Here is a 15329-nt window from a genome sequence, read left to right on the forward strand (position 1 = left end):
GGTCAGGGCGAGGCGGGGGACGGTGGGAGCATGGGTTCGTCCTCCTCGGGTTCGGTCTTGGTGGGGGCCTCGTCCGGCTGGAGGTGTTCCAGGGGGTACTCCTCGGTGTAGTCGATCACGATCATGCCGTAGGGGTTGTCGCGGTCGGGTATGGCGTTGTCGAGGGCGACGGCGGCCACGATGGGCTGCCGTACGGTTCGGCCGGTGTTGTCGGTCATCTCGATGTCGAATTCGATGAACTGGGCGTTGATGGCGGACTGGTCGATCTCGGGGTGTCGGGCCGCGCCCCGGCCGGGGGAGCCGCCGTCCGGGGCGGGCGGGGGAGTGATGGCGGTGTTGGCGAAGCCCACCGCGTTGGCCGCGCCTTCGGCGCCCATCCTGGAGATGACCCTGTCCGGGTTCAGCGGGTCCCTGAACACCATGGTGTAGTACGGGTAGTCGCTGTAGTAGGTGGTCGCCCACACCTCGTTCTCCTCGTCGGTCTCCAGCAGGGCTCCCAGGTAGACGCCGAGAATCCTGCCGTTCGAGAGCAGGGGCAGTTCCTCATGGGGTACGGAGGTGAGGTCGGCCGACCGGTCCTCGGTGCTGGAGGCGTCGCGGGGGTCGGCGAGGAAGAGACCGTACTGCCCGGTCAGCATCATTTCGTGGGGCCTGAGATGCTCCTCGGTCAGCAGGCGGGGCACCACGCGCCCGGGTTCCCGGTCCTCCCGGACGAGGCGCTGGACCTCGCGGAGGACGTCCTGTTGCAGCTTTCTGACGACCCTTTCCAGCCCCGTGCGCGAAAGGCTCAGCCGCGGGTCCGTGCTGCTGAGGTTCATCGCCCGCAGGTGTTCCAGGGCGCCCGCGGCGAGGGTGGCCGCTGTCGCCCGCACGGCCGGGTGGACCCGGCCGTCGGTATCGGCGTAGCGGGGGTGCGCCTTGCGCCAGGGGTCCTTGGGGTCACGCCAGGGGAAGACATGGTCCATGGCGGGGTCGCGGATCATCTTGTGCCGGAGCACACCGAATTCCAGGACCGAGTCGTCGGTGAGGGGTGCGTGCCGGTCCACGTCCGTGCGGTAGTGCACGGTACGGCTCTGGTCGAGGCGTACGGGCTCGGCGTACACCGGCTGTACCGGCTGCGACGGCTGCGGTTGCCGCGATGGCTGCCACGGTGGCTGACCGGTGAAGAAGGCGGCCTGCCAGTGCTCGCCGCCGTCGCGTCGGGTGATGTCGCGGATCAGGTGGACCTCGGGGGCCGGGCTCCCGTCCGGCTGCTCACCGGCGCTCATGACGGCGTAGGGGATGAGGTTCCGGCCGTCCCAGGACCATACGCGCAGGGTCCGGCGGAAGACTCTCGCCGCCGCGTGCGGGGTGACATCCCCGCTCACGTTGTTGTACTGCCCCGACTGCCCGATGGTCACCGCGATGTCCCACCGCCGGTCGTCGTCGAACTGTTCCCGGGCATCGTTGACCTGGTCGGTGAACCCCGGTGCGCCGGGAGTGAGTCCCGTCCGCATTACCTGGTCCTCCGCCCACATGGTCCGCGCGGCCTCGTCCAGGTGTCCGATCCACAGCCGCCGGGGCATGTCCGGTGCCAGGTCGTCGAACAGCGCATGGGAGATCACGTGCCTGACCTGGGCCGCCGTCCGTGGATCGCCCCTGCCGTCCCGGAGGTCGGCGGCCAGCACCAGAGCGTGTATGAAGCAGTTCCCGTCCCGCAGCACATCATGCACCGTCAGGCCCTGCTGCCAGGCCACGGCCTCCAGGCGGGCCTGGAGATCGGGCCCGTTCCACGGTCCCTCGGCAGCCGACGCCATCGGGTCGGCCACCTCCGACAGTTCGTGCCTCTGCGCGTCATCGGGCTCCCGGGTCGTGGTGGCACCCTGATTCCACGGCCCGTACTGAGCCAGCTCCGCGAAGAACCGGTCGGAGAGGGTGTTCATGGCCCGGCTGATGTCGGGGTGGTTGAGCATCTCGCGCAGAAACACGGCATCCTCCGCCTCCATGTGTGCCGTGGTGGTGCCGGGCGCGGGGCGGGGAGGGGTGTTCAGGCGGTGCTGGGTGGCCAGGGCCAGCCCCGCCAGATAGTTCACCGTGTTCTCCCAGGTGGGATGGTACGTGCTGGTCTCCCAGTCGGAGACGGTGACGTGGTGGACTCCGATGATGGTGGCGAGCGACACCTGGGTGAAGGGATAGCGCCGCCGGACGCGCTGTGCGGGGGCGGGGAGTTCGAGGCGCTTGGGCAGGATCGGCGCGAGCACCGGCCGGAGTGCGTCCATGAGCGGGCCGATGTCGGGATGGCCGCGCGCCTCGCGCAGGAACGCGGAGTCCGCCGCTTCCCGGCGTCCTGTCTCGGTGTCGGGGTCGGAGTGGGAGGGTGTGGCCAGACGGTGTTCGGTGGCGAGGCCCAGCAGCGCCAGAAATCCCACCGCACCGGCCGCGTCACTGAAGTTCCCGTGGGTCTCCGCGTTCGAGACCGTGGTCCGGCCGACGCCGAGGATCTCACCGATGGTCTGCTGGGCGAGGGGGCGGCGCAGCCCGACGCGCTGCTCCAGGGTGGGGGGCAGGGGCAGCGGTGCGGACAGGTCCGCGATGTCCCTGCCGCGGAGTCCGTCCAGATAGGAGCGTGCGATCGGGTGGCCGGGCTCCGGACCGCTCGGGGAGTCGGCGTCCACGGTGGCCAGGTGCTGAGCCATCAGGGGGCGGAGTGCCTCCATGTGCGCCCTGATGTCGGCGTTGTCGCGTGCCCTACGGAGGAAATCGGAGTCCTCGGCGCGTGCGGATGCCGCCGCGGTGCCGGGGGGCGGAGCAGCGTTGATGTTCAGGCGGTGTTCGGTGAACAGGGCCAGCACCGCCGCATACTCCACGCGCAGGACCCCGGTCGGGTCGTACCTCTTCCTTTCCCAGTTGGAGACGCTGGCCTGGGTGGTACCCAGGATGTGGACGAGGTCCTGCTGGGCGTGCGGGAGGCGGAGCCGGACACGCTGCGAGGCGCTGTCGGGCACCGGCGCCTGAGCGAGACTGCGTCCTCTGAGTCCGGCATGGAGTTCGGCATTGCGGGCGCGCAGGGCGGCGAGGGTGAGTGGGTGCGTTCGCTGTCGGTCGGAGGACTTCGGTGCCGCCACGACGTCGGCGAACTTGCCCTCGAGGTCGCGCATCTTCGCGCTCACGCCGGAGTCACCGAGTGCGGCGTGCAGGAACGCGATGTCCCGGGAGCGCTCGGTGTCCGCCTGGGCGCCGGTGTCCGGGTGGGGAGTGGCATTCAGACGGTGCCGGGTGGCCAGGGCGAGCGTGGCCTTGTAGCTCTCCTGCATGGGCTCCTTCGGCGTGCCGCCCTTCTCCCAGTTGGCGACGGAGGTCCGGTCGACGCCGAGGATGCGGGCGATGGCCGGCCGGCTGAGGGGCTCTCGCAGCCCGGCACGCCGCGTGAACTCGGGCAGGGGAAGGGAGGTTTCAGCGGGGGTGGCAGGGGGCGCGGAGGTGTCCGGGTCGGGGGGAGCGGGTCTGCGTGCGAGGGCGGAGGGGCGGCTGCCGGGCGGGGGGTAGGGCTGGCGGCGGACGCCGGTCGGATGGGCGACGGGTGACTGCGGGCGCTGGCGGTGGTGGCGGGGTGAGGAGGGGGCGGGGGAGCCGGTGCCCATGGGCGTCTCGTCGGGAAGGACCTCCGGGTCGGTGGGGGTGTCCCGGTCGGTGGGGCCGAGGGCTCCGTAGGTGGTGTCTCGGGGTGGGTCGAGGACGGCTTCGAGGTCGCCGGGACCGCGGTCGGCGAGGTCACGGTGCGGGTCGAAGGCGTCGGGGACGTTCCTTCCGTCGGGGCCGACGATGACGGCTCGGGTCCGGCCGGGCCACACGGCGGGCCGGTGGCCGCTGATCCAGGGGCTGCCGTCGGCCGCCTCCCGCTGCATCTCCACCCAGAGCACATCCGTGGCGGTGCGGTGGGCGGCGAAGGCGTGGCCGGGGCCGGTGTCGCGCTGGGCGAGGATCAGGGCGGTGGAGCCGGGGTCCGCCGCCTCCATGGCGTGCTGGATCAGGTCGGGTGACGTGATGGTCGTCCAGCCCGGACCGGGTGCCAGGCGCTGTTCGGTGCGGGTGCGGCCGACGGCCGGTGCGATGCCGTCGGTGCCGTCCTCGCTGGTGCCGTCCTGGCCGAGGGTGCCCCGGCCGATGTACAGGTCGTCCATCGCGCGTGCGGGGCGGGAGGCGTGTGTCCCGGTGCCGGGCGGCGTGCGGCCGGTGTTCCCGGACGGGGTGAGGCTGTCGCGGGGGTGGAGGCGCAGCAGCAGTTGACCCACAAGAAGCACGCAGTTGATGGCACTGAGCGGGGTGCGGGGGGTGCGGGGGGTGCGGGGTCCGGCCGAGGTGCGGGTACGGGTGCGCTCGTGCTCGCTGCGGGCGTCGTCGGCGGCGGCTTTCACGGCCTCGCTCAGCCGCGGCGGGGCGGTCGCGGGTTCGGTGTCCGTGCCCGCGCCCGTGTCCGAATCGGTGCCCGAATCGGTGTCGGTGTCGGTGTCGGTCAGGACGGTGCGCTCGGTGACGGCCGAGTCGGGTGCGAGCACGGCGAAGAGATGGTCTCCGGCGGTGGTGGTGTTCGCGGGGCGGGCCGGGCCGGATGCGGTGGGGTCCGGAGCGCTCACCGGCCCGGCCGTCTCGCCGGGAGGGCGGTCCCCGCCGGTCCGGGTTGCCCTCGGCCGGGCCTCAGGGCCGGGACCGCCGACGGGCGGGGGCGCGGGCGCGGTGGGGCTGTCCGCGGGGTCGGACGGCCGGGAGCCAAGGGCCGGCGGTGTCGTGGGGTTGGGGTCCGGGCGCCCGGGTCCGAGGCCGGTCGCCTCCCGCCAGACGTCCGGTGGTCTGGGCGGAGTGTCGATGAGCAGGGCGAGGGCGAGGAGGTTGCGGGTGAAGCCGTGCAGGAAGGAACGCATGGCCGGCGCGGTCACCAGCGCGGTGACGGCGAGGACCGCCTCGTGCTGGCGGTGCATCGCGGCGCGCACCTCGGGCAGCGCGGTGGTCTGCCGGTACCAGGCGGCCAGGGTGGGGTCGGCGGCGAGGTCGTCGGGCCGGGTGAGCAGGGCCAGTACGGAGATGTAGTCGGTGTAGTCGGAGTAGTTGACTTGGTCGGAGTGGTCGGAGTGGTCGGAGTGGTCGGAGTGGGCGATGGGGTCGGAGAACTCGGCCCCGGGCGCCGTACGCGATGCGTCCGCCCGGCGGGCCAGCGCGGGCAGGTCGATGCCGGGGCCGGTGATCGCGGTGTACCCGTCATGACTCAACCGACCGTGCAGGCGGCGGAGTTGCGGGGGGAGGGGGACCGGTGGTGAGAGATCCTGGCCGGTGAGCACGGCCCTGTCGCCGGAGCCGGAGCCGGAGCCGGAGCCGGGGACGGAGCCGGGGATGCGGCCGAGGGCGGCGGGGCCGGGGCCGGGACCGAAGATGGCACGCAGACCGATGTCCATGGCGTCGTCGGTGTTCACCATGCGGGTGGTGGTGGTCCGGCTGCTGTAGGGGCTGTACCGGGCCGCCCTGCTGCGGGTCACCCGGGACGACGACCCGGCCTCGGAGTCCCGCCCCTCGCGTACGGCGACCTCGATGGCCTGGACCGCGCCCTCCACGGCCGCGATGGCGGCCGGGTAGCGGTCGCGGACCTCCGGAGCCACCCCGGAGCCGGGCCCCATCTGGGCGAAGAGCCCCCTCAGCTTCTGGTGGAGCGTGGAGAGTTGCCGGGCGGCGTACTCGGGCAGGTGGACGCCCGAGGTGTGCAGGACGGCCGCAGCGGCGAGCGCGGTGCCGACCTCGACCGGCAGAATCGGTTGCGGACGGCCACCGGGCCCCGCCTCCAGCAGACCGTTGACGGAGGTGAGGACGGCGGAGATCCCGTCCACCAGGGAGTGATGCAGGTACTGCTCCCACAGCACGGGGAGCGCGGAGTCGCCGAGCGTGGTGAAGCGGGCGACCTGGTCGTAGGCGTGCTGGGCGGTCCCGGCGATCTCCTGGAAGGACTCTTCCAGTGTCTGGGGCGTCATGGACCTGGCCGTCTCGCCGAGGCCGCGCAGATCGGGGCGGGCGGTGAAGTGCCGCAGCTCGAACAGCCCCAGGGGCTGGCGAGTGCCCAGGCTCTCGGTGTCCATGCCCAGTTCGACCATGGTCGACATGAGCCGCGTACCGATCGGCCCGCCGGGGGCCTTGGCGCCCAGGAGCACCGTGTCCAGGCGCTGCTGGGTGGTGGCGTTCCCGCCCTGGTCGCCGTACTGCGCCTCCATGATCTGGGCCAGGTAGGTGGCTGACACGTTCGGCACGGTCCTGCGCAGCACGGTGGTGAGCGTGTCGCGGAAGAGGTCCGTGAGGGTGTCCCTGTTCTTCCGCAGGAAGTCCCTCGCCGGTCGGCTCAGTGTCCTGTGCAGTTCCGCGAAGGCCACCCGGGACGCGACGGGGAACATGTTCTTCAGGATCGCGTTCGGCGACACGATCACCTGGTACGGGGCCGCCGCCGCGTGGTGGAACCCGGTGTAGGCGTAGCCGTGCACTTCGGCGAGGCCGGGGAGGTAGGGGAGGAAGGGCCGGTGCCGCGCCTCCCGGGTCCACTGGGACGACCGCCCCCGGCCGAGGAGCGAGTCGGCGTAGCGCTCCGCCACCAGGTCGGCGAAGTGGCGTCCCGCGTCGAACAGCGGGAGCAGGGGCGGGATGAGTACGCGGCTGCGCGCCAGGTCCAGCAGCGGGGTCAGCCCGCCGATGGGCATGCCCACGGTGAACTGGGTGTAGGCGGCGTGCCCCGGACCTGCGGCGGACGGCAGGACCCGGATGGCCGCCACCTCGGGCGTCACCTCCCACGTGGGGTCCTGCCTCAGCAGGTCCTCCAGCGTGCCCGGGGGCTGCTCGGGGGTGGCGGTGGTCCGCTCCAGCATCGCGCGGACGTTTCTGTGCAGGGCGAACCCCGTGTCCCGCGGCGCCCCTCGTTCCCCTCGCAGGGTCTGGAGCGGCTGCCCGACCAGTTCCGGGATGTACGTCGGCACCGGCTGGGCCGCGGGTCCCGCCTGGGTCATCCACGCGTGCCAGGTCCCGTTGGCGGCACGGTAGAACGTGTGCCTCTCCACCACGAGTCTGGCCCCGGTCAGCACGCCGTCGACCCGCTGCTGGGCCAGCACCATCCCGCCCCGGAGCAGACCCTCCGGCGCGAGCAGCGGGAACAGCAGCTCGACCTCGTAGCCGATCCGGTGGAAGACCGCGGAGGTGGGAGCGTCGGTCAGGGCGTCGGCCGACGGGACCGTGTGGTCGGGGGTGGGGGCGAGGGGGTGGGCGGTCTCGGTGCCGTCAATGAGGAGCGGGCGGGTGGGGTCGGTGATCTTGCCGTACGGGGCGATGACGACGGCACGGGTGTGCAGGGCCGGGGTGTCCTCGTGGGTGACGGCGCCGGCCCAGGGGCCGACGGTGTGCGGGGCGGTGACCGGGCGGGTCTCCGTGACGCGGGTGCCCTTCTCCCGCTGCATCTCGATCCAGCGGGTTCCGTCGTCCGTCCGGTGGGCGGCGTAGGCGTGGCCGTCGCCTTGGGAGCGGCGGACGAGGATCAGCGCGGTGGCGCCCGGGCCGGCCAGTTCGAGGGCCTTCTCCAGGGCCGCCCAGGACCGGACCGTCGCCCAGCCCGGACCGCGGGCCAGACGTTGCTCAGTCGCCCGGCCCGAGCCGTGGACCGACGGGGCGGAACCGGTGTCCGTACGGGTGGCACGTGCGATGTCGGGGGTGGCGTCACGTGTGGCTTCACGCGCGGAGTCGAGGGTGGCGTCACGTGTCGCTTCGCGTGCGGTGCCGAGGGCCGTGTCGTCCACCGTGGTCTGCGCGTGCAGGCCGCTGGACGCGGCCTCGGTCCATCGTCCGCCGCCGACCGGGCTCGGCGGATGCAGCACCGTCGTCAGGGACTCCAGCAGGATGACGCACGCCTGCCAGGAGAACGGGTCACCGGCGGGCAGTCGCCCACCGGCCTCGGCCGCAGCCCGGTCCACGGCGGTGCCGAGGGCCGCGACCGTGCGGACCGCGGTGTGTCGGCGCCGGGTGGCGTCGGCGACCCGGTCGGCGGCGGCGCGTGCGGACCGTTCGCCGGATGTCTCCTGGGGCAGGGCGGTGGTCAGGGTGACCGGCGGCCGGAGGCCCCCGGTGCCCTCGCGGGCGAGATCGACCAGTTCTCTGGAGCGGGCCCTGACCGGATGGTTGGCGACAGGGTCGACGGTGGGCGGTCCGGCGACGAAATGCCGTCCGGTGTTCCACCGGTAGCGGTTCTTGCTGTCACGGTCGTCGCTGCGCGCGTACACGAGGGTGTCGACCATGCCGTCCTCGGCCAGGGCGAAGAGAAAGGCCACGCCGCCGTCGCCGCCGTGGAGATGGGCGTGGAGCTTGTTGTTGATGAACCGCTCGCCGGGCTGCTCGCGCACGCCTCGGGCCTCCGCCGCGATGCCTCTGATGATCTTGCGGTCCTCGGGGGAGGGGAAGTGGTCCGCCGTCATCCTGTCCCCGTAGTGCACCCGGCCGCTGTGCCGCCAGGTGTCGGCCTGGTGCGCCCGGAAGACGGTGAAGCGGTCCATCCGCTGCTGCCAGGCGTCGGACAGCACGGCCTGCCGTTCCGTCAGGACGGCCCGCCAGGTGTGCCGGACCGCGTCCAGGAGCAGCCCGCGCTGATCGTCGGTGGGGCCGATGTCCAGGGCGGCCAGATAGGCGGCGAAGTGCCGTTCGAGGGTGGACGGGTGGGCCGGGTCGGGTCCGGGGGCGTCGAGGTCGGGGGCGGGCAGGGTCCGGGTCAGGAAGGCACGGAAGGTGAAGTCGTCCAGGCGGTTGGGGTGGGCGTCGATCTCGTCGGCGCGCGCGGGCGCGGCGGTCAGCAGGGGCAGCAGTTCGGGATGCTTCTCCAGCGCCTCCGCCGCAAGGAGCCCCTGATCGCCCTTGAGCAGGTCGGCGACCTCCGGCAGCAATTCGTCCAGCACCGACTCCGGTGTCTCGGTACGCCCCGGCACCGACGCGGCGGTTCCGGCCCGCCCGGGGACGAGGGGGCCGGGCCCGGCCCCCTGGCCGCTGCTCGGGTGCGCGGACATACTGCGGGGCGTTCCGCCTCCGGTGTGCGGGTCGGCCCCGGCGGTCGTCGCCGGAGGTGCGGGGTGCGCGCCGGGAGCTCGGACGGCGCGGCCCTCGTCCATGGGCCGGCTCCGCTCGTCCAGCGCCGTCAGCAGTTGCCGGGGATCACCGTGCTGGACGAGTTCCGCGAAGCGGGTCCGGTCGGTCCGCGCGAGGGTGCTCACCTGCTCGACGAAGTCCGGGTCCCGCCCGGCGCGCTCCCGCCAGTCCCCCGCACGGGTCAGGAACGCCGCGGCGAAGTCCGGCTGTTGCGCCAGGAGCGGGGCGAGCCTGCGGCTGCTGCGCAGACCGTCGTAGAGCTGCCTCACCAGACCGGCGGTGACCTGCTGCTGGTCGAGGCGGAAGAGCATCGTGGCCAGGGCGTGGTTGCTCAGGGCGCCGCGAATCGTGGAGGTCACTCCCTCCCTGAAGGCGGGGTGCCGCTTGATCAGGAGCCAGACGGGTGTGAGCTTCAGGGCGTCGTCGATGAGGCGCGGAGTGGTCCGGAGGACGGCCGCCAGTTCGGGCTCGGCCTTCAGCTCCCGCAGCAGGCGGGACGAGTCCTTCAGCAGGCCGGGCAGGGCGCGGTGACCGGCGAGCAGGGCCCGCAGATCCTCGTGGCGCACCAGGAGATCGGCCAGGGACGGATCGGATCGGACCAGATGGAGCACGGGGCCCCTGACCAGTCCGGCCCATGCTCCCTCCTTCATCTGGTGCATGGCGTTCACCAGGGCGGGCACAGCCGTGGCCAGGGGCAGCACATCGGGCTGGACGACCCGCTCGACCAGCGCGGGCTCGGCCACCGTGAGCGTCCTCACCAGCGCGTGATTGTCCAGGAGACGGTTCCAGGACTCGGCGGAGGAGACGAGGTGGGGCTGCTGCGCCAGCAGTGCGGCGAGCCCGGGGATGCCGCCGAGCACGGTCACCAGGCGGGGGGCCGCCATCGCGGCCTCGGCCCGCTCCAGCGAGGCCAGTACGACCTTGGTCAGCGGTTCGCTCTCCTGCCAGATCAGCGCCGAGACCAGTGCGGGAGCGGCGGCGAGCAGATCGAAGGGAATCCGGCCGCTGCTCACCGCCTCCGCGGCGGCGGGGCTGGCCTGAAGAAAGGCCCGGAGGTCTTCGTTGGCCGGTGCGTGGAGCTTGTGGACCTGTCCGTGGCGGTACTGGACCTCGGCGTAGTGCGGATTCCTGTCCAGGAGTTCGAGCGCACCGGGCTGCCGGACATAGATACGGAAAAAGCTGCTGCGGACGAACGGATGGAACACCGGGTCCAGGAAGGTGAGCATCCGGGTCAGCTCCGGTGACCGGCGGATCTGCGTCAGGATGTCCGGCTGGTGCAGCAGAAGCAGCAGTGAGGGGCGGGCCTGCACGAGTTCCCGCAAGGCCGGGTCGAAGAACAGTGCATCGGCGAGATAGCGGTTGGCGATCGCCGACGCGCGCAGGTCCGGGTCGTCGAGGACGGCGCTGTACGCGTCCAGGACCGCGGTGTCCAGGTCCGTGGTGTCCAGGTCCGTGGTGTCCCGGACCGCCGTGCCGGGGTTCGCCGTGCCGGGGTTCGCCAGGGCAGGGTTCGCCGTGGTACGGACCGTGTCCCTGTCGTGGCCCTGCTCCAGCCCATTGATCAGCCGTTCCAGCAGCGGCAGCCGGGTGGCGTCCAGGGGGAAGCCCTCCGGTGTCAGGGTGGCGTCGCCCGCTCCGACGATCGCGTCCCGCAGCCCGGACAGCACCCCCGGGGTGCTCGTCTCGGGGTCCTTGCCGTGCGGGGCCATGGCGGCGAGGGCCGCTACGGCCGGGGCGGCCAGTTCGTCCAGCTCCGCGCTCCGCGCGTCCCACACGTCCAGGAATCCGGGGCGGGCCAGCACCTCCCGGAGCAGACCGGCGTCGGCGGCCAGCGCCCGGGCGAGGGGGCTCGCCCTCCGTTCCTGGAGCGCCCGCAGCAGCCGTTCGTCGGTCAGCAGCCGTTGCCAGTGCGCCGTGGTCAGTCGGCCGAAGTGCGCGGACAGATCTCCGAGTACGTCCGGAGCCGCCTCGATCCGCAGCGCCACCGCCTCCCATTCCGCGGTCTCGCCCACGGTCGCCTGGAGCACCGCATGACGGCTCACCAGCCGCATCAGGGCACTGTCCGAGCGGCCCGCCGCAGCGGCGATCAGCGGCACACTGTTGATCAGATGGGGAAAGTACGAGGTCCGTATCTGAAGGCCGGACAGCCAGGGGTCGGCCAGCATTCGGCCGGGCGGCCATTCGTTGAGGGAGTCGGTGTGGCGGTAGGCCAGCGAGGCGACGGCCGGTGAGAGGTAGAGGGCATCCGCCCACTCCCGGGATTCGGCCAGCTTGACGGTCAGTGCCCTGCGCACCTCACCTACCGCCTGATTGCGCAGCAGGTCGCGGAGTTCCTCGTGGCGGCTGAGGGCATTGAGCAGCGTGCTCGACGGCGGGACGGGGTCATTGACCAGTCCGGCCGGGCTGCCCTCGGTCCGTTCGAGGACCCGGCGGAGCTGATGCGGCAGCCGTATCCCGTCCGGGTCCCGTACGAGGGCGGTCAGTACCAGGGCGTTCTCGGCCAGCGCCGCCCCGGCGGCCCGGTTGGCGGCGCTCGGGTGGGACCGGTCGAACAGCGCCCACACCGCCGGATGGGAGGACTTGAGGTACTCCAGTATCCGCCGACGGGACTGCGGGTTCTGCTCGGCGCTCTCCAGGTCGGCCTGAGTGAGCGGAGGAACGGGCCGCCCGCCGGTGCCGGTCCGCGACGGCTCCGCGGCGCCGCGCAGCGCCTCGGCCAGCTTCCCGGCGCTCCACGTGGCGTCGTAGCGCTCCGGGTGGTGCGACAGCGCGGTGGCGACCCGGGGATTGGCCACGGCCGCCCGGAGCAGCGCCGGGTTCTCCAGCAGGCGGGCGGCCAGGGCGGGGAGGTCCTCCAGTACGTCCACCAGCGTGTGGGAATTCACGAGGGCGCTCAGCACACCGGGATCGGCCTTGACGGCCGCCAGCGCGCGCGGTGACGAGAACGCCAGGTTCAGCAGCCCGGGGAAGGAACGGAGCAGATCCTGGAGGGGCTTGTCGGCCAGCACCCGGGCGAAGAAGGTGGCATCCGTCCTGGACTCCCGCCACTGGGCTGCGGTACGCAGGGCCGAGAACAGCCCGGCGTCCGCGTTCAGCAGCCACATCGCCTCCGCCGGATCATCCAGCATCCGCAGCGCCGCCCCGAACACGGGCATGATGTTGACCAGATTGCTGACGGTGTTGCCGATTTCCACGACATGCTCCAGCAACCCCAGATCGCCGTCGAGGTTCACGAAGACACCGGGAAAGTCGATCATGTGCCGCAGCCACTCGGGGGCGGCCTCCAGCGCGGCGGCCGTCCCGTCCCGGACGAGGAGCGGCCCCAGCATCGGCCCCAACACGCTGTGCCACATGTCGTCCCGCGCCGCCAGAGCGTCCAGCAGGTCCGGGGACTCGGACAGAACGGGTACGAGAGCCGGTACGGCCCTGAGGGTGATGGCGAGCCCACTGCCCGGCCGGGCCATGGCGTACACCACCTCCGGGGTCCGCTTCAGCATCTCCCGCAGCCCGCCGCTCTCCCCCTCTCCGGGGAACCCGCGTACGGCCGCCACCAGTTGGGGCATGGTCAGATCGCGGGGGAAGGACTGGTGCTGGAGGAGGCCGGTCACGGTCCGCTGGACGGTCTGGCGCTCACGTTCCGGCAGGCCCCTGAGCGCCTCCTTCAGCGCCGCCGTGACCCTGCCGGGGACCGGCAGCCGCTCGAAGCGGTCCTCCGCCTCCGCCCTCGGGTCCACGGCCGGAGCCGGGACCGGAGCCGGGGCCGGGGCCGGTACGGCATCGGACGGAGCGACGGTCTGCGAGGCCCCGCCGGGCAGGGGCGGTACGACGGAGGAGGCACCGGGCTGCGTCGACGACTGTGCGGCTGATTGGGCGGATGACTGTGCCTCCGGCTCCGCACCGCTCCCCGTCTTCTTCTTCCGCTTCTTGGCCCCGGCCGGGAGCCGCTCGCCCGGACCGGCCGTCCCGAAGACGTCCCGCAGTTCCCGGGACACCCGTGCGGCGTCGGCCAGCGCCCGGCGGCTCGGCTCGTCACCGGGACGGTGCAGGTCGCTGCTCCGGAGCAGGGCGTGTGCGACCACGGCCCTGATGTTGTCGAACAGCCGCCGGTACTGGCCGGGTGGGCCGGACTCCCGTCCGGTGGTGGGCAGGAGGTGATTGTCCTTCGCCATCACGTCCTGCGCCCTCGCCAGCAGCGCGGCACGGGCACCGGGCACCACGGTGTCCACCGCCGCCACCGCCGCCACCGCCCGGTCGAACTCGGCGTGCCAGGCGGCGACCTTGTCGGTGTCCACGGCGGGCAGGCTCCCCTCGGACCCCTCGGACCCCTCGGACCCCTCGGAGACTTTGGAGACTTCGAACACCTCGGACGCCGTGGAACCGGTGGACGCCGTGGGCGTCGCGGATGTCGTGGTCACGAGGGCGTCGGGCCGGGCGGTGGCATCGGGACCGACGATGACAGCCAGCATCTCCCCCACGACGCCGACGGGCTGCCGTGTGGTGACGACCGGTGCGGTGGCCGGTGCGCCGTCGGGCCGCATCTCGATCCAGTGGACGCCGGTGACGGTCCGGTGGGCGGCGAGGGCCCGGCCGGAGCCGTCGGCGCTTCCGGTGAGGATCAGGGCGGTGGTGCCGGGTCCGGCGGACCCGAGCACGGTGGCGACGGTGGCGAGGGAGCTGACGGTGGTCCAGGCGGGTCCGGGGACGAGGTGCCGGCCGACGGCGGGACCGGCGTCGCGGTCGAGGCCGCCGGGTTCGAAGACACCGGGGTTCTTCGCCGGGTGCAGTTGGCGGATGAGGTGATCCAGCAGGGTCGCGGGGGCGATGGCGTCGAGCGGGGCGGCGGGGGTCCGGTCGGGGGTGCCGACGGTGTCCGGATGCGGACGCGGATGGGGATGCGGATCGGTGAGGGCGTCGGTGAGGGGGTCGCGGGGAGCGGTTCCGGACTGTGCGGGGCCGTGCTGCCGCCGGGCGGACTCGGCGGCGTTCTCGACGGCGGCACGCAGGCGGTTGTCGTCGAGGACGGGGGTGGGGGCGGGAGTTGGGGATGGGGATGGGGCTGGGTCCGGGGGGACATCGGTCAGGGCGGTGCTGGCACTGGCATCCGAGGAATCGGACTCACTGGAGAAGATGCTGTAGGTGTCCGAGGCGTCCTCGGTCAGGTCGGTGGAGGGTGAGAGCACATCGAAGAGCTGTCCGGCGGATTGGGTGCCGACCCGGGGTTGCTCCGGGCCGTTCACCGGCCCGAGGGTCGATTCGGGCGACTGATCGTCCTCGGTGCGGGTGGGGTCTCCTTCGCGGCGTGGCCGGTCGTCCGGGGAGCGGGTGTCGCTGGGTCTCGGCTCGGAGGGCCTGGGTTCGCCGGGGCTGGGCTGGGAGGGCCTGGGTTCCGGGGGCCTTGCATCGCCGGTTCTGGGGGCATCCGCGCCGGGGCGTGGTGTGGTGTGGGCGTCGCCTCCCGCGAGAGGCATCGGGGGCGGCGGGACCGGCGAGGGCGTGGGGACCGGCGTGGGCGTGGCGATCGGCGTGGGCGTGGGGACCGGCATGGGCGTGGCGATCGGCGAAGGGGTGGGGACCGGCGTGGGCGTGGGGGTTGGTGGGGGTGTGGGCAGGGGTTGGCGGTCGCGGGTGGTTGCCGGGTCCTGTCCGCTCTCTCCCGCGGTGACCGGTACGTTGCGGTGGTCGGGGGTGAGGGCGGGGACGCCGGTGTCGGTGTCGGTGTTGGGGGGTGGGCCGCCGTTGAGCAGTTCCTCCACCCCGGGTCCGCCGTCGACACCGCCGGTCCCGGTCGCGGTGGACAGTGGGGGAACAGCGATCAGCGGTCCGTCGGGAGTCAGGACGGGTGTGCTGACCGGATCGCCCTCGCCCGGCCAGTTGTCCGGGACGCCGGCATCACGTACCGGATCACCGGTCGCGCCGCCGCCGGTCACCGGGACCGGGACCGGGACCGGTTCCGGCGGGGGAGCGGCCGTGGTGAGCACGCCGGTGTCGATGCGGTCGGCGTTCCCGCCCCCCGAGTTCACCTGGCCATCACCGGTCACCCGGCCGGGCGCGGGCACCGTGCCCTCGTCGGTGCTCACCGCCGGCAGTCGGCCCACCCCCTCCAGCCCTGGCCCCGGCCCCAGACCCGGCCCCAGACCCAGGTCCGGGTCCGGCAGTGGCCGGAACTTGCCCGCCGCCCACGACGCGGCCCCGTTGGACAGCTCCAC

At 72.9% G+C, this 15329-nt stretch carries 1 protein-coding gene; it reads right to left on the bottom strand.

Features of this window, described 5'->3' with window-relative positions:
- Positions 1–2: 2 nt before the first annotated feature.
- On the bottom strand, positions 3–15200 hold the full coding sequence (locus tag AB0O01_RS35570) for a toxin glutamine deamidase domain-containing protein (RefSeq protein ID WP_365320124.1): 15198 nt from the start codon (positions 15198–15200) through the stop codon (positions 3–5).
- Positions 15201–15329: the final 129 nt, after the last annotated feature.

Origin of the sequence: Streptomyces sp. NPDC093252 (assembly GCF_040683675.1) — a bacterium.
GTDB lineage: Bacteria > Actinomycetota > Actinomycetes > Streptomycetales > Streptomycetaceae > Streptomyces.